This window comes from Candidatus Formimonas warabiya (assembly GCF_002777255.1).
Lineage (GTDB): Bacteria > Bacillota > Dehalobacteriia > Dehalobacteriales > Dehalobacteriaceae > Formimonas > Formimonas warabiya.
The window spans coordinates 1,243,066-1,259,313 of record NZ_CP017634.1; the positions used below are offsets into that span (position 1 = coordinate 1,243,066).

16 protein-coding genes and 2 tRNA genes are annotated in these 16,248 nt (G+C 50.1%); 5 read left to right on the forward strand and 13 right to left on the reverse strand.

The features are described from left to right. Window positions 1-525 precede the first annotated feature (525 nt). Window positions 526-1,362, reverse strand: coding sequence for a DegV family protein (locus DCMF_RS05900; RefSeq protein ID WP_214659132.1), 837 nt, complete (start codon window positions 1,360-1,362; stop codon window positions 526-528). Between the two features lie 340 nt (window positions 1,363-1,702). Between DCMF_RS05900 and DCMF_RS05905 the strand changes: the two genes are divergently transcribed. The 3 genes from DCMF_RS05905 to DCMF_RS05915 all read left to right on the forward strand — a co-directional run bounded on the left by DCMF_RS05905 (window position 1,703) and on the right by DCMF_RS05915 (window position 2,592). Further along, a tRNA-Pro gene (locus tag DCMF_RS05905) sits at window positions 1,703-1,779 on the forward strand. A 12-nt stretch (window positions 1,780-1,791) separates the two neighbouring features. Beyond that, window positions 1,792-1,866: transfer RNA gene (locus tag DCMF_RS05910), tRNA-Gln, on the forward strand. A gap of 198 nt (window positions 1,867-2,064) precedes the next feature. After that, the gene (locus DCMF_RS05915) at window positions 2,065-2,592 is read left to right on the forward strand and encodes a Gx transporter family protein (RefSeq protein WP_236860201.1); all 528 of its coding nucleotides are present in this window, start codon (window positions 2,065-2,067) and stop codon (window positions 2,590-2,592) included. Here DCMF_RS05915 and trpA read toward each other — a convergent pair. The 8 genes from trpA to aroF form a co-directional block, all read right to left on the reverse strand. Beyond that, window positions 2,551-3,393, reverse strand: coding sequence for a tryptophan synthase subunit alpha (gene trpA / locus DCMF_RS05920; RefSeq protein ID WP_148133570.1), 843 nt, complete (start codon window positions 3,391-3,393; stop codon window positions 2,551-2,553). The two genes, DCMF_RS05915 and trpA, sit on opposite strands and share 42 nt — an antisense overlap. A 1-nt stretch (window position 3,394) precedes the next feature. Beyond that, a complete protein-coding gene (gene trpB / locus DCMF_RS05925) occupies window positions 3,395-4,576 on the reverse strand; it encodes a tryptophan synthase subunit beta (protein WP_148133571.1) in 1,182 nt (393 codons plus the stop codon). Beyond that, window positions 4,573-5,214 (reverse strand): phosphoribosylanthranilate isomerase, encoded by a 642-nt coding sequence (locus DCMF_RS05930; RefSeq protein WP_148133572.1) that lies wholly within the window; start codon window positions 5,212-5,214, stop codon window positions 4,573-4,575. The genes trpB and DCMF_RS05930 overlap by 4 nt, the downstream gene beginning before the upstream one ends. Further along, on the reverse strand, window positions 5,211-5,990 hold the full coding sequence (gene trpC, locus DCMF_RS05935) for an indole-3-glycerol phosphate synthase TrpC (protein ID WP_148133573.1): 780 nt from the start codon (window positions 5,988-5,990) through the stop codon (window positions 5,211-5,213). Before trpC ends, DCMF_RS05930 begins: the two co-directional genes overlap by 4 nt. A 2-nt stretch (window positions 5,991-5,992) precedes the next feature. Beyond that, the gene (gene trpD / locus DCMF_RS05940) at window positions 5,993-7,021 is read right to left on the reverse strand and encodes an anthranilate phosphoribosyltransferase (protein ID WP_148137756.1); all 1,029 of its coding nucleotides are present in this window, start codon (window positions 7,019-7,021) and stop codon (window positions 5,993-5,995) included. 70 nt (window positions 7,022-7,091) lie between these two features. Beyond that, window positions 7,092-7,658, reverse strand: a complete 567-nt coding sequence (locus DCMF_RS05945; protein WP_148133574.1) for an anthranilate synthase component II — start codon at window positions 7,656-7,658, stop codon at window positions 7,092-7,094. Continuing rightward, window positions 7,639-9,135 (reverse strand): anthranilate synthase component I, encoded by a 1,497-nt coding sequence (gene trpE, locus DCMF_RS05950; protein ID WP_236860202.1) that lies wholly within the window; start codon window positions 9,133-9,135, stop codon window positions 7,639-7,641. Before trpE ends, DCMF_RS05945 begins: the two co-directional genes overlap by 20 nt. After that, window positions 9,125-9,892 (reverse strand): 3-deoxy-7-phosphoheptulonate synthase, encoded by a 768-nt coding sequence (aroF, locus tag DCMF_RS05955; protein WP_148133576.1) that lies wholly within the window; start codon window positions 9,890-9,892, stop codon window positions 9,125-9,127. The genes trpE and aroF overlap by 11 nt, the downstream gene beginning before the upstream one ends. A 745-nt stretch (window positions 9,893-10,637) precedes the next feature. On the opposite strand from aroF, the gene DCMF_RS05960 reads away from it, so the two are divergent. Together DCMF_RS05960 and DCMF_RS05965 are read left to right on the forward strand one after the other, a co-directional pair. Further along, the gene (locus tag DCMF_RS05960) at window positions 10,638-10,880 is read left to right on the forward strand and encodes a hypothetical protein (protein WP_148133577.1); all 243 of its coding nucleotides are present in this window, start codon (window positions 10,638-10,640) and stop codon (window positions 10,878-10,880) included. Between the two features lie 183 nt (window positions 10,881-11,063). Next, window positions 11,064-11,312: a hypothetical protein gene (locus tag DCMF_RS05965; RefSeq protein ID WP_148133578.1), complete on the forward strand. Its 249-nt coding sequence runs from the start codon at window positions 11,064-11,066 to the stop codon at window positions 11,310-11,312. Window positions 11,313-11,426: 114 nt separating this feature from the next. Here DCMF_RS05965 and DCMF_RS05970 read toward each other — a convergent pair whose 3' ends face one another. The 4 genes from DCMF_RS05970 to DCMF_RS05985 all read right to left on the reverse strand — a co-directional run bounded on the left by DCMF_RS05970 (window position 11,427) and on the right by DCMF_RS05985 (window position 16,162). Further along, window positions 11,427-12,602, reverse strand: coding sequence for an ABC transporter permease (locus tag DCMF_RS05970; RefSeq protein ID WP_148133579.1), 1,176 nt, complete (start codon window positions 12,600-12,602; stop codon window positions 11,427-11,429). After that, complete coding sequence (locus DCMF_RS05975; RefSeq protein WP_148133580.1) at window positions 12,603-13,283, reverse strand: ABC transporter ATP-binding protein; 681 nt, start codon at window positions 13,281-13,283, stop codon at window positions 12,603-12,605. After that, window positions 13,280-14,890, reverse strand: a complete 1,611-nt coding sequence (locus tag DCMF_RS05980; RefSeq protein WP_148133581.1) for an efflux RND transporter periplasmic adaptor subunit — start codon at window positions 14,888-14,890, stop codon at window positions 13,280-13,282. The genes DCMF_RS05975 and DCMF_RS05980 overlap by 4 nt, the downstream gene beginning before the upstream one ends. A 108-nt stretch (window positions 14,891-14,998) precedes the next feature. Beyond that, window positions 14,999-16,162: a hypothetical protein gene (locus DCMF_RS05985; RefSeq protein WP_148133582.1), complete on the reverse strand. Its 1,164-nt coding sequence runs from the start codon at window positions 16,160-16,162 to the stop codon at window positions 14,999-15,001. Between the last annotated feature and the right edge of the window lie 86 nt (window positions 16,163-16,248).

Consider the following 16,248-nt stretch of genomic DNA (forward strand, 5'->3'; position numbering starts at 1 on the left):
ACGGCAACTAAGAACTATCTGTGTTTTGTTCGGCGTTTTGAACATGATTAGTACGTTGTTTTGGACGTCTGGTACGGTTCCATGAACATTGTTGCATACATGTTACGCCCTGTCAATAAGAGTTGTTTTTTTCCAAGATGACATTTTACGACAGACTGTCTCACATGTAATTGTACGTGATAAGTTACATTCTTCACAAGGTTAATTTATTGCTAAATGTTTATTTTGTTGTTCAGTACAAAAAAAGGAACAGTCTATCGTCAAACCGGATTAAATGTCCAATAATTAGGATCCCCACCGTATTTTTGGATTATCCCTCCGCCCAAAGGGGGAAACATCCGAATAGATGAAAAAGGATAAAATACTGTATATTGTATACTGCATGCAATAATACTTCTCTTATTGATATGGTCCAGCCCGCGTATAAACGATGTCCCCCATGTCTCTATCGTCCCGGCTGTCATTGCCGCCATCATACCCTTTTTTTCTAACACAGCAAGGCCTCTAGTCTCCAGGCCGAATCCACTAATTTACTTCACTAATGGCAACCCCTACGCTCCCAGGGCCTACATGGCTTCCTACCACCGGCCCCACTTCAAATTGATCCGGCTTGATGCCGGGAAACCTCTGTTCCAACAGAAAACCTAGGTTCTCTCCCTTTGCAGGATCGTCCACATGCAAAACACCCATCCTGATCCTGGGCACATGCATGTTTTGAATTTGTCCGGCTACTTCCTGCATTAACTGTTGAACAGCTTTTTCCCGCGTTCTTACCTTTGTTAATACGTCTATCACGCCATCCTTCACATATAAAATGGGTTTAATCTGCAAAATAGTGCCAAAAAGCGCCGCCGCGCCGCCAATCCGGCCGCCCCGGTACAAATAATCCAAGGAATCGACCAGAAAGAAAAGATGGGAATGATCCCGCATAAAATTGATCCGGGCTAAAATGTCGTTTTTACTTTTTCCTTCTGCCGCCATTTTCCCGGCTTCTTCCACCATATAGCCTAATACCGCGACCGTGTACAAGGAATCCACCACACAAATATCCTTATCTTCCAGCATGTCCGCAGCGGTATGGGCAGCCTGGGCCGTGCCGCTAAACCTTCCGGAAATATGAAGAGATATTACAGATGAGCCGTCGGCGGTAAGACGCCGATAGGTTTCCACGAAATCGCCCACCGCAGGTTGTGAGGTAGTGGGAAAGAGTTTAGAGTGACGCAGTCTCTCATAAAAATCATGATACTTCCGCTCTTTACCTTCCGGAAAACTCCTTCCGTAAAAATTCACCGTCAAGGAAACTTCAGAAATATGGTAACGTTCCATTAAATCCTGCCCTAAATAAGCCGTACTATCTGTCACAATTTTTACCCCAATGACAACATCCCCCATATCTCTACAAAATCTTCCTTAAACTCCTTTCCTAATGATATACAGGTCCCTATGTAAAGTCAATAAATAATAGCATCCTGAAAAGCCCCGTTAATCTTGCGCTTTTTTTCTATTTTACCGGCCGGAGTGAAGGCCGGAAAGCAATCTCCGGCCAAAGGAAATAAATCCGCCCTATTTGGTGCTTCCAGCTGTTAAAGGGTTTTCATGAATAGGAAAGCGTCGAATTGACCATTCTATTCTTAAGGTAAATTATTAAAGAATTAGTTATTGACTTCTTTCCTGTTATTCAGTATAATAAGTTTTGCTTATCCGGGACGTAGCGCAGCTTGGTAGCGCACCTGATTTGGGATCAGGTGGTCGCAGGTTCAAATCCTGTCGTCCCGACCACTATTCATACATTGGGGTGTAGCCAAACGGTAAGGCAGCGGACTCTGGATCCGCCACCTGTTGGTTCGAATCCAGCCACCCCAGCCAAAAGATAAAGGACCAGATTTCGCTCAAATCTGGTCCTTTATCATATTCAATTCAGGGACGGTTCTTGAATTGAATGGATGAAAGAATAAAAGCTTCTTGCCAACAGGAACTAGCCGTAATAAACTAATACCGAATAATAATGAAAATATCTTCCCAAAATAATCTTGTTACGCGAGATGATGCGGAGGGGGAAAAGAATTGCGTTCCGCCAAAAGACTAACCACGATATCGGTTCTGGTGGCTTTAGCCACCGTTCTTCATATCATTGAAGCCTTGTTTCCCAACCCTTTTCCCATTCCCGGCGTAAAGCTGGGTTTAGCCAACATTATAACTTTGATGGCTTTGGTGATTTTTGATTTCAAAACCGTGCTCCAGATTGTGGTCCTGCGCATCCTCTTAGGTTCCTTGTTAAGCGGCACCTTTCTGTCCACCGGGTTTTTTTTAAGCTTTTCCGGGGCCTTGGCCAGCACCTGTATCATGGCTTTCCTGCAAAAAGTTTTATCCGGGTTCAGCCTCATCGGCATCAGTGTTGCCGGGGCCGCCGCCCACAACCTGGGGCAGCTGGCCATGGCCGCATTCCTGATTGCCCATGTGGGCATCTTCTTTTACCTGCCCATCATGCTTTTTTCCTCTATTCCCACGGGGATCATCACCGGATTGATGCTACAATTTGTGCTCAAATACTTAAAATCTTCCGGCCAGTTGGACCGCCTCTCCTCTTCTTAATTCGCTTTTTAACGTTTTCACAAAACTGCATCCTTCCTTCATCGCCCGGTGATAATCTTCCGGATGCTGTGTTAAACTTTGCTCCATGCGATCGATGAGGGCACTTCCTACAATCACGCCGTCCGCTAGGGCCGCCGCTTTCCGGGCATTTTCCGGTCCGGAGATCCCAAAGCCTGCCGCCAGTGGAATCCGGGTCTCTTGCCGGAGCCTCTTTACCAGAAGGGAAAGCTGATCTGAGATATCCTGCCTGGCCCCGGTTACTCCCGTAACACTGACACAATAGATAAAACCTTGCGCCAGACGGGCAATTTTCTTCAGCCGGTCACTTGTACTGGTCGGCGTGGCGAGAAAAATCAAGTTCATGCCCTTTTTCTCCAGGGCCTCCTGTACCGGACCGGCTTCTTCCAAAGGAAGATCGGGAATGATCAGGCCGTCTACTCCCGCCGCACGCCCCTGCTCAATAAAATGGTCCACACCCATGACATAAACCGGGTTGTAATAGGTCATGATGAGCAGGGGAATTTGTGTTTTCTGCCGGACCCGGGCCGCCAAAGAAAATATTTTATCCAAAGTGATTTTGCCCGCTAAGGCGCGCACAGAAGCTTTTTGCACCGTAGGCCCGTCTGCCACGGGATCGGAATAGGGGACCCCCAGTTCGATCAGGTCTGCCCCGCTTTCCGCCAGTTTCACCACCAGTTCCTCCGTAAAGGCTACCGTAGGATCACCGCAGCAGACATACGGGATCAGGGCTTTTTCTTTCTTTCGGTCCAATTCTCCAAAAATATAGTCGATCCTGTTCATCTTATTTCCCTCCTCCGCTTAGTTCCGCAACCTGAGCGACATCCTTATCTCCCCGGCCGGACAGGCAAACGACGATAATTTGTTCTGGGGAAAGCCGAGGAGCAATCCGGCATGCTCCGGCAATGGCATGGGCACTTTCCAGAGCCGGGATGATCCCTTCCAGCCGGGAGAGCAGTCGGAAAGCATCCAGCGCCTCCCCATCTGTAGCGGTAAGATATTGGGCTCTCCCGCTTGCTTTGAAAAAGCTGTGCTCCGGTCCTACCCCCGGATAATCAAGTCCCGCGGAGATAGAATGGGCCGGAAGAATTTGCCCGTCTCCGTCCTGAAGCAGAAAACTTAAGGCACCGTGCAAAACTCCCTTGGTCCCGGCCGTAAGAGAGGCGGCGTGTTTTCCGGTAGAAATTCCTGCTCCGCCCGCTTCCACGCCCACCAGCGCTACTTCCCGGTCCTCCCTAAAAGGATAAAAAAGCCCCATGGAGTTGCTGCCCCCACCCACACAAGCGATCAAATAATCCGGCAGCCGCCCTTCCATTTCATGTAACTGCTCTTTGGTTTCCCCGCCGATGACACTTTGAAAATCCCGGACCAGAGTAGGATAAGGATGGGGTCCCACTACAGAACCGATCACATAATAAGTGTCTTCCACGGTAGAAACCCAGTTGCGCATAGCCTCGTTGGTGGCATCTTTTAAGGTTTGGCTCCCTGATTTCACCTCCGTCACCTTAGCGCCGAGAATCTCCATACGAAACACATTCAAGGCCTGGCGCCGGATGTCTTCCGCACCCATGAAAACCTCACATTCCAGGTCCAGTAAAGCAGCGGCCGTGGCCGTGGCCACCCCGTGCTGACCGGCCCCGGTTTCCGCAATAATTCTTTTTTTACCCATTTTTTTGGCTAATAGAGCCTGACCCAGGCTGTTCGTGATCTTATGGGACCCGGTATGGTTTAAGTCCTCTCTTTTTAAATAAATCTTCCCTCCCCCCAGGTGCCGGGTCAATTTTTCCGCAAAATATAACCGTGACGGCCTGCCTACATACTGCTTCAAATAATACTGGAATTCCTCCTGAAAATTTTTCTCATTGCGGTATTTCTCATAGGCGGCTTCCAGCTCATTTAAAGCCGCCATTAAAGTCTCCGGGACAAAACGCCCGCCGAATTCTCCAAAATATCCTGTCCCTTTCATGCCTCTTTAGCCTCCCTCTCTCTTACCTTCCTGACCAGTTCCTTTAACTTATCCCCGTTTTTCCGTCCCGGTTCCTCTTCCACACCGCTCCCTACATCGATGCCGAAAGGCTGTGCTTCCGTGATCGCTTGCAAGACGTTAGACGGGTTGATCCCCCCGGCCACAATCACCGGCACACCCCGAAAATCCTGCTCCCTGACCACTTTCCAGGGAAAGGTCTGTCCCGTGCCTCCGGGTGTCCCCGGCACATAAGTATCGAATAACAGATAATCCACAGCCTCACTCTTAAGATAGGAGTCTATTTGCTCCCAGCCCGTGGATTCATTGACCCGAAAGGCCTTTATCACCCGGTAGCCAAAAAATCTTTTACAGTATTCGGGGGTCTCACTGCCGTGAAACTGCAGGCCGGTGAGGCGGCAGGAAGCGGCAATGCCCTTGACCTCTTCCTCTCTCTGATCCAGGAAAACACCTATTTTTTCCGGTCCTTCCGGCAACCCGGCCACAATTTCCTGCACCCGCTCCGCCTTTACCTGACGCTTACTGGGCGCGAAAATGAACCCCAGGGCGTCTACTCCTAAAGACACCGCCAAGCGGGCATCTGCCCCATTGGTGATGCCGCATATTTTGATCCAGGTCATCCTTCTTCCCCCTCCAGCAGCTCTTTCATCTTCTTCATCACATGGGGCGCGGTGACTAAAGCCTCACCCACCAAAACGGCGTGAACACCGGCCTGTGCTAAAGTTTTCACATCCGCCCCGGTATGAATGCCGCTTTCACTTACCAGGACACAGGATGGGGGTACAAGCGGGGCTAATTCCAGGGTAACGGCCAGATCGACTTGAAAGGTCCTTAAGTCACGATTATTGATGCCGATAATTTCTCCTCCGCTGTCCAGCGCCTTCACTAATTCTTCCCGGGAATGGACCTCCACCAGGGCGTCCATGCCCAGTTGTCCCGCCAGTTCCACCAGACTTTTCAACCGGCCCCCGTCCAGGACCGCGGCAATCAATAAAACCGCATCCGCCCCCATTTGCCCTGCCTCATAGATCTGCACAGGATCAATGATAAAGTCCTTGCGCAGCACCGGTATTGCCACCGTGCTTTTCACGGCGATGAAATCCTCCCTGCTTCCTTTAAAAAACCGGCTGTCCGTCAAAACGGAAATGGCCGCCGCTCCCCCGTGCTGGTATACCCCAGCCAATTTTGCAGGATTTAAACCTTCCTTTAATATTCCTTTAGAAGGGGATGCTTTTTTCACTTCCGCAATCAAATTGATGCCCGGCTTCTGGAGAGCCTTTTTAAACACCCCTTTTCCTCCGGAAGCAAAATCACCCCCACCGGCACCCAGGCCCAAACGCAGTTTCAGTTCCTCGACTTCCCGTTTTTTATGAGCCACAATTTCATCCAGAATCATGGTCATGCCCCCCGTCTCAGGCTGCTGTTGCTCACGGCAATCAATTGGTCCATCTTTTCCTTCGCCTGCCCGTGATCAATCACATGGGCGGCCATTTTCATCCCTTCCGCAAAATCCTTTGCCGTACCGCAGGCCAAAAAGGCTGCCGCGGCATTTAAGAGCACGATTTCCCGGGCCGGGCCCTTTTCGCCATTCAATACCTGCCTGGTTATTTGCGCATTATAGCAAGCATCATCACCTTGGATATCAGACAGTTTTCGGACGGGCAAGCCGAACTCCTCCGGCGCAATGCGGAAGGTCTCCATCTTTCCCTGTCTTAATAAAGTAATTTTGCTCGGACCCAGGGTGGATACTTCGTCCAGTCCGCCGGCGCCGTGGACCACACAGGCCCCTTCCACGCCCAGACAGTCCAGCACGGCGGCAAGGGTCTCGGTCAACTTTTCATCGTAGACGCCTACCACCTGATACCTGGCCCGGGCCGGATTCGTCAGTGGACCCAGAATATTGAAAATACTGCGAATGCCGATTTCCCGGCGCGGTCCCACCGCATACTTCATCGCTTGATGAAAAACCGGGGCAAACAGAAAACCGATGCCCGTCCGGTCCAGGACCAGCTCCACCTCTTCGGGGCTGAGCTGGATATTGACGCCCAGGGCGTTCAAGACATCGGCGCTGCCGCTTTTACTGGATACGGAACGATTGCCATGTTTGGCCACCGCCAAACCGGCTCCGGCCACCACAAAGGCAACGGTGGTAGAAATGTTGAAAGTACCCGTACCGTCCCCTCCCGTACCGCAGGTATCGACGACCTGGGTATGGCAGGTACGAAAAGGAACCGCCTTGTCCCGCATCACCTGGGCACAGCCGAAAATCTCCTCCACCGTCTCCCCTTTGATCCTCAAACCGGTGAGAAAACTGCCGATTTGGGCGTCGGTGGCCCTTCCCTCCATCATCTGTCCCATTACCGCCTCCGCTTCTGCGGAAGTTAGGTTCGTACCCATGATCACTTTGCTGATTGCTTCTTTCATCATTTTTCTCTGCTCCTCTCTGCTGGTTTTCGCTCTTTTCGTTTTTTCCGTTTTTCCCTTCTCATCGTCCAAACTAATTAGCCCGAAGGAAATTAGCCAACATTTCCATCCCATACTCACTGGCAATGGATTCCGGGTGAAACTGGACGCCGAAAGTGGGGTGCCCTTTACGCTGTATCCCCATCACCGTGCCATCCTCTGCCGCCGCGGTAACTTCAAGTTCCTCCGGCATCTGCTCTTGATCCAAAATCAGAGAATGATAGCGGGTCACCACAATGCCTTGGGGGATTCCGGCAAAAATTCCTCTGCCCCCATGGAAAATAGGGGAAGTCTTCCCGTGCACCGGCTCTTTTCCCCGGCACACCCGGGCCCCAAAGGCCTCCCCAATACACTGGTGTCCTAAACAAACGCCCAGGATGGGAACTTTCCCGGAAAACCGCCTGATCACCTCCAGGCAGATGCCGGCTTTTTGAGGATGACCCGGCCCGGGAGAAATCACGATCTTTTCCGGATGCAGTTTCTCCAAGGTGTCTAAATCCGTTTTATCATTCCGCACCACGGCGGGTTCCTGTCCCAACTGGCCCAGATACTGGACCAGGTTGTAGACAAAAGAATCATAATTATCGATGACCAGCAACATGGATTTCACCCCTTTCCGCCCGTTCCAAAGCATGGATCAGGGCCTGAGCTTTGAGGCAGGTTTCCCGGTATTCCGTTGCCGGATCGGAATCAGCGACAATACCTGCCCCGGCCTGAATAAATCCCCGGTGATTCCGGCAAAAAACGGTGCGGATGGCAATACACAGATCCATGTCCCCGGAAAAACCGATATATCCTACCGCTCCCGCATAGGGCCCTCTGCCTTCCCCTTCCAGTTCGTCAATAATCTCCATGGCCCGGATTTTGGGAGCGCCGGACACCGTTCCCGCGGGAAAAGAGGCGCGCAGAACATCAAAACAGCTGTATTCTTTTCTCAGCTTTCCCGTCACTTTGGAAACAAGATGCATCACATGGGAATAGTTTTCAATGACCATAAATTCATCCATCTTCACGCTCCCGTATTCGCTCACCCGGCCCACATCATTACGTCCTAAATCTACCAGCATTAAATGCTCCGCTCTTTCCTTCTCATCCGCCAGCAGTTCTGCGGCCAGCTTCCGGTCTTCCTCTTCTTCTTTTCCTCTCGGTCTGGTTCCCGCAATGGGACGCAGCTCTGCCCTGCCCTTTTCCACTTTGACCATAATTTCCGGTGATGAGCCTATCAGCTGAATCTCACCAAAAGACAGGTAGAACATATAGGGGGAAGGGTTAATGTTTCTTAAACTGCAGTAAAGAGCGATGGGATCCGCCCGGAGATCAAAACTGATTTTTCGGGACAGCACCACCTGAAAAATATCCCCGGACCGGATATACTCTTTCGCTTTTACTACCATGTCCATAAAGGACTTTTCCGGGCAACCGTCCCGATATGCTTTCTCTTCCGGATTGCGGTCAGCACCAAATACCGGAAGCTGGGGCAGGCTTTGATCAATCCGTTCACGAATCTTCGTTATTTTTTCTTTTCCCTGCAGGTAACCGGCTCCGGGGTCCGCCCCTACCGGTACGTTCACAACGATTTTCATGGTCTGCAGCACATGATCAAAGATCACCAGGGTATGGGCCAGCATAAAAGCACAGTCAGGATAATCCGTGTCCTTGGCACCGTCTTTGGGCAGTTCCTCCCAGTAGCGGATCATATCATAACCCAGGTAGCCTACCGCTCCTCCGCTGAATACAGATAAACCGGGGACCTGAACCGGCCGATAGCGGCAAAAGATCTTCTCCAATTCCTTTAAGGGGTCCGACGAGCGCACTTCTGTCCTCCTGCCTGCTTCCTGAATCAGCACCTTTCCCTCTTTTGCTTCAAAAAGCAGGGCCGGCTCGGCACCGATAAAAGAGTATCTGCCCGGGCGCGTGCCGCCGTCCACACTTTCCAGCAAAAAGGCATATCCCTCTTGCTTGAGTTTTAAAAATACGGAGAGAGGTGTTTCCAGGGCAGCGGAATACTCCTCATATACCGGGATTAAATTGGCTTCCCGGGCCATTTGCTCGAACTCTTCTTTGCTCTTAGGAAACACGGTACTGTCTCCTTTCTTCATCCTCACCCATCTCTATCATAAAATCCCGAAACTCCTCCAGGTTGAGCGACTGGTCCCCGTCACAGAGAGCATGGGCCGGGTCAGGATGTATTTCCAGCATTAAGCCGTCGCAGCCGGCGGCTACCGCCGCCCGGGCCATGGGAATCACCAGGGTGCGATCGCCGGTGGCATGGCTGGGATCTACCACCACGGGATAAGGGCACCGCTGTTTCAGGTAAGGTACCACGCTCAGGTCCAGCGTGTTCCTGGTAAAATCGGAAAAAGTGCGGATCCCCCTCTCACAGAGCATAATTCTTTCATTGCCTTCCACCCGGATATATTCTGCGGCATCCAGCCACTCCTGTGCCGTAGCTGCCAAGCCCCTTTTGAGCAGTACCGGATACCCGCTCCGGCCCACCTCTTTTAAGAGGCTAAAATTTTGCATATTCCGGGAGCCGATTTGCAGCACCTGGGCATACCGGGCCACCAGTTCCACATCCCTGGGATCCATCACCTCCGTCACCACCTGGAGTCCAAAAAACCGGTGGGCTTGCCCCAGCATCTCCAGTCCCTTTTCCCGTAAACCTTGAAAAGAATGGGGGGAAGTCCGGGGTTTAAACGCCCCGCCTCTTAAATATTGTCCTCCTGCCTCTTTTACCACCTGGGCGGTTTGAAAAAGCTGCTCCTCACTCTCCACCGCACAGGGTCCAGCCATCACAAAGGGACTCTGGGCCCCGTTACGATCCTTTTTCATCATCTCCACTCCTTTCTTAACGTTTAAGATAAAACCTGGCAACTATTTTCTGCCTACTGGAAAACCTTTGTTTTTTCACCATCTGCTCCAGCCGGCAACAATAAAAAAAGCCCTTCATTCCTCCATATAGGAACGAAAAGCTTATTTTCGCGGGCCATCCTACAGTTCCGCTTTTCAAGTACGGGAACCAATTGGCCTCACCAATAAATTCAGGCTGATAAGAAAACTTGACTTACACCGAAGCTCCGGCGTGGGCGAAAGCCTTAGCTGCACTTAGATCTCTCAGAAAAAGGTGATAGTTCCGGAGAGACAAATAAAAAAACCTTCCGTCCTAAGAAGACGAAAGGTTGCTTTCGCTGTGCCACTCTTAATCAAGCCTGCATTCACAAAGTACGGGACCATTTTAGTCCGATACCCGCCTCCTTTTAACGGTAAAGGCTCCGGTAGGCTGCTACTCTTGCCGAAACAATTTCGACCTACAGCTTGTGGGTCCATTCACCTTACCCGTTGCACACCGGACTCGCACCAAATGCCGGCTCTCTGAGTGCCTGCAGTACGGCTACTCTTCCCACGCATTGCTTTTTCCTTATAAAATTATTTTATATAATATGCTCTTCCTTCTTTTTTGTCAATAGGAAAATAAAATTTTTTCTAAAATTTTTTTAAACTTGGTCTTTTTTCACCGTTGGCAAAAGGCCCCCATATTATAGAGTACAAACATAATCCAACCGTGAAAGGAGATTTCCTTATGTCAAAAAGAGAGAGAGCCCCCGAAATGCCCCAAATTTTAAACACCGAGGCCATTAAGGTAGTGGCAGAAAATGCGGAAATGCTAAAAGGAGTGTTAAATTCCGGAGACGAAGCAGCAGCTCTTAACGGCAACTGGTGCACCACCTGTTGTTGTCCCAAATTCCTAAAGTTCAAATTCGTCTTGTGCAATGTATGGATCGAAAACGAGAATGCCGCATGCAGCGGAACAGACTCAGAATAAGAGGCGAGAAAAAATAAGAAACCTTTTTTCCTTCACCAGAAAAGAGGTTTCATTTTTTCTTTCCCGACCTGGTTTCGCGCAGCCTTGCCCCAACAATTTTTAAGTTTTTCTCTCACTCTTGTCGGCTAGTCTCCATATTAATATAGTACAAACAATATTAAACCCTGAAAGGAGAATTCCCTTATGTCCACACCAGATAAAACCCCCGGAATGCCCCAATTGTTAAACGTGGAAACGATCCAGGCGGTAGCCGAAAATGCGGAGCTTCTTAGAGGAATGTTAAGCTCCGGAGACGAACAAACTGCCCTTAAAGACAGCGGCGGCTGCTGCCCTACCTGCTGTTGCCCTAAATTTGTCAAGTTTAAATTTATCCTGTGCAATGTTTGGATTTACAACGAAAACGCGGCCTGCATTGATGGAGTCGCAGACTAATCGACGGCAAAGCAAAATGGAACCTCTTTTCTGCACAGAAAAGAGGTTTCCTTATACCATGAACCCTATCACCGTAAGACTCTTCTTCCTTTCAACGATTTCTTCGGTGTTTTTTTATTCAAACCGCAACGCATCCACCGGTTTTAGTTTGGAAGCTTTATTGGCGGGATAAAGGCCAAAAAATATGCCTACCACCAGAGAAAAGGAAAAAGCGATCACTAGGATGGCCAAGGTAGATTGGGTATTAATGCCGGCCAACTTCGTTAAAAGCTTATTTACTCCCAGGCCGAACAACACGCCTATAATGCCCCCGACACCGCTGATAGTGGCAGATTCCAGCAGAAACTGGCGCAAGATGTCCTTCCGTTTCGCCCCAATCGCCTTTCTGATGCCGATCTCCCTGGTTCTTTCCGTCACGGTCACCAGCATAATATTCATAATGCCGATCCCGCCCACCAAAAGAGAAATCCCGGCGATTCCTCCCAGCATTAAGGTCATACTTTGAGACACTTCGTTCACCGTATCCAGCATTTCCGTCTGATTAAACACCCGGTAAGCATCTTCGTCCTGATCAAACTTCTTCAAGAGATACTGTTCTATTTCTGCCACAACCAGAGTCACGACTTCCGGCGATTCCGCCGCTACATAGATATTGCGTACCCCTTCCGATTTGAGCATGCGCTGGGCGGTGGTGATGGGAATGATCACTTTCTCGTCACTGCTCCCTTGCATGGAGCTGCCCTTTGATTCCAGGACGCCAATAACGCGATAATCGATGCCGTCGATTTGTACCGTCTCGCCGATGGGATTGACCGAACCGAATATTTCGTTTACCACATCGATGCCCAACACCGCTACTTTCTGGCGATACTCCACATCCAGAGGTAAAATAAAGCGGCCGCTCTGAACCCCCTGGTTCCGCACTTGGGCGTAATCTCCGTTCACGCCCTCCAAAGAAACATCTTCCATGGTTTTCGTTCCATACTTCGCCGTGATGGATCCGCTGGCCACCGGGGCCACTCCGGATACCCCGGTTTTTTCCGACATGGACATGGCTTCTTCATAAGTAAGAGAATTATTGATCCCCCGGCCGGTGATCATTACCGTCACCAAATTGGTTCCCATGCTCTGAATATTTTCCGTCACACTTGCCGTGGTTCCCCTGCCGACGGATACCAGGATAATCACCGCCGAAACACCGATAATAATCCCCAGCATGGTCAAAAAGGTTCTCATTTTGTTGGCCACGATCCCTTTTAAGGCAAGCCTCACTGCCATGGCAAAACTCATTTAGGACACCTTCTCCCCTTCTTCTTCGATTAACCCGTCCCGGATCACAATGATTCGCTCCGCTTGTCTTGCCACATTGATATCATGGGTAATCAAAATGATGGTCCTGCCGCTTTGATGCAATCGTTTTAAGATCTCCAGCACCTCTCCGCCGGATTTACTGTCCAAAGCTCCCGTGGGCTCATCCGCCAGAATCATGGGAGGATTTCCCGCCAAAGCCCGGGCAATGGCCACCCGCTGCTGCTGGCCCCCGGAAAGCTCACTGGGTTTATGGGTGATGCGGTCGCTCAATCCTACCTGTTCTAAAGCCTGCAAAGCCAAATCCCGGCGTTGTTTAGACGATATGCCCCGGTAAATCAAGGGAAGCTCCACATTTTCGATGGCGTTGATCTTTGCTAAAAGGTTAAACTGTTGAAAAACAAAGCCGATTTTCTGGTTGCGGATTTCCGCCAGCTGATCTTCCGAATACTTGCTGATTTCCTGGCCTTCAAAATAAAATTCTCCCGTCGAGGGGGTGTCCAGACACCCTAAAATGTTCATCAGAGTTGACTTTCCCGAACCGCTGGGCCCCATAATGGCGACATATTCACCGATATGTATGTTCAGGGAAACACCGCGCAGGGCCTGGCACTGAATGGCGCCGGTATCATAGGTTTTGGTCACATTTCTGATATCAATCAATTGCCACTCCTCCCACTGCCGGTTCTGTTACCGCCTCCACTGCCGCCGCCCGGACCCGGCCCCATCATCATCACCCTAGCAGACCGGGAATTGCTGTCCGCTGATGAAAGCGTATAGACCACTTGATCTCCTTCTTTTAACCCCTCGGTAATTTCCGCCATTTCCTCGGAAACCAGGCCCACTTTCACAACCACCGGTTCATCTTTTCCTTCTTTGCGCACCAGCACGAACTTTTCTTTACCCCGTTGCTGGATCGCTTCCACAGGCACCGTCAGAATGTTTTCTTTTTGGGTAATGATCACTTCTCCCGTTGCGCTCATGCCAGGTTTCAGCCCTTCGATGTTTTTCAAGGTAAGGGTCACATCAAAGGTAGCCACGCCGTTTTCTACCGTGCCCTCCTTGGCGATTTCCGTTACGGCCGCTTTAAACTCGGTATCCGGCACAGAATTCACGGTAATGGTAGCTGGCATGCCCAGGGTCACATTATTGATATCCAGCTCATCCACAGGAATCACCAGCTCCAGGGCATTCATGTCGGAAACCACCGCTACCGTGCTGTTTTCCGAAACCCGTTCCCCGGCAGTGACGTCAACCTCGGAAATCACGCCGGAAATGGGGGCATAGACCACCATATCGTCCATGGTTTCCATTACTTCTTGTAAATTCAACCGGCTCTGTTCAATCTCCAGTTTTTGGGTTTTAATGTCGTTTGCCAGGCTTTGGCTTTCCAGGGAGGCCAACAGGTCTCCTTTCTTGACGGTATCACCCTCTTCTACATAAAGCTTTTGCACGGTACCCCCGGTTTTCAGGCTAACCGTTTTCGGGCTTTTATTTTCTAAAGTGGCCGAATCCGCCGCCTGGTAACTGCCTTCACCGCTCGTCACGGTAACCTGGGCAGTCATCCCGGCGGATAAGCCCCCCTGATTCGGTACCACTACCGTTACTTCATAACCCACCGTGCTGTCGCTGCTGTCCACCGGACTGGTACCCACATCGGTAACCGTTCCCTTTATGGTGGCGAAACTGTCGATCAGTACGATTTGAGCCTGATTGCCCACCCGGATATGCTTGATTTGAGCTGCATTAAACACCCCGGTAATTTCCAGACTTTTTTTGTCGGTGATGGATGTTAAAGCAAATCCGCCCGAAACATCTTCCCCTTCTTCCGTATTGATGGCTCCTACCACACCCGCCGCCGGAGCATAGACTTTTAATTCGGCAAGGTCACGATTCAATTCAGCCAGTTTGTTCTCTTGAATCTCCAGACTCAGTCTGGCCGACTCCAGTTGGGACTCTGCCTGTTCATTCTGGAAGGTGAGAATCTTATCACCCTCCTGGACGGACTGTCCTTCCTCCACAAAGATCTCATCCACAATGCCGTTGTCCAGCGTTTTAATTTCTTTGCGCACACTGGACGCAATATTGCCTGTTCCGCTCGCCTTGTTGATAATACTGCCTTTTTCTACCGGCATCACCACTTGGGCAGAACTGGCACTTGCTTTTTGCTCCTTTCGGGAAGAAAGCCAAAAGTATCCTGCGCCGATGGCGATGAGGCAGATCAAAGTAATTAAGAGCGGTTTGGCATACTTTTTTTTCATCATTTTCATCACATCACCTCAAAGTTCTCTCAAATTCATCCTGGATTCATGCAGCCAAAGACTCCCTGATCCATTTTTAACCAGGGAGTCGGGGGGAATATATCTGGAGAAAATACCTTATTCCTGTTCTTCCGGCTGAGAAGCACCGTTTCTCTGCCCAAAATGTGCAGGCCCGGGCATTTTCAGAGTAATCTGATCGGCCTGATCCTGGCTGATGATGCCTTCATCCACCATTTGGTCCAGAACGTTCACGCCTTTCGTTTTATTCTCCTCAAAAAATGCTTGTCTTTCTTCCTCTGTCATGTTTTTCAGCTCTTCCATCCGGGCCTTCTGTTCTTCAGCTTTGTCTGCTAAAAACGCTTTCATTTCATCAGCCTGGTCCTCAGAAATGATCCCGTCTTCTACCAGCTGCTCGAACTGGGCATCCATCGCTTCCTCACGCTCAGCTTCCCGGGCTGCTGCTTCATACTCCTGAATGGCATCCGCTTCCTCTTGGGTAATGATTTCCTCATCCACCGCTTCCGCTAAAAAACCGCCGTCTTTTTTGAGAAAGCCATCCTTTAAGGTTTTCTTTTCCGCCACGGCCTCTTTTCGTTCTTCAGCGGTCATGTCTTTCCGTTCCTCAGCCTGAGTCATTCTCTCTTCTTCCTTTTGTGCCCAGAGATCGATCAAGGCATCGGCCTGGTCCTCTGAAATGATTTCCTCGTCCACCAGCTGGTCAAATCTTTCTTCCGTCATTTCCTGGCGTTTTTCAGCCATTTCTTCCTGCTGGTCCGCCATTTTTTCCTCCAGCTTTTCCTGAATGGCGTCGGCTTCCTCCTGGGTGATGATTTCCTCATCCACTAATTCACTGAGCAGGCCGGCTTTGTGTTTTTCACTCATGGCCGCTTTTTTTTCTTCCGGGGTCGTGTTTTTCATTTTTTCCAGGCGCTCTTTCAGTTCTTCCTTGGTGAGATTTTTCATTTCTTCCACCTGCGCCTGTTTTGCTTCCACTTTTTGATCACAAAAATCGGAAATTTCGGCTACCTGTTCCTCCGTAAGGGTTCCCTCGTCCACCAGTTCATCGAGAACGGCCTGTAAATTTTCCTGCCCTTTTCCCATCAAATCGGGGGCCATCTGACCCGGTCCTCTCATGCCAAATCCTTTGCCCATCCAGCCCTGCTTCACGGAAGAATTTGCATCCGTACCATTGTCTCCTTCCGCAAAAGCCGCTCCTACACAGAAAAGGCTTCCCACTAATATGCCGCCGAGTACCGCAGTCATGAATCTACTTCGCTTCATCTTTCACTTTCTCCTTTCGTTCCACTAATTTGTTCGGAAATTTTTTCCGTCTCCAGCCTTAGTGTACCTAAGGTTTGTTACAGCTT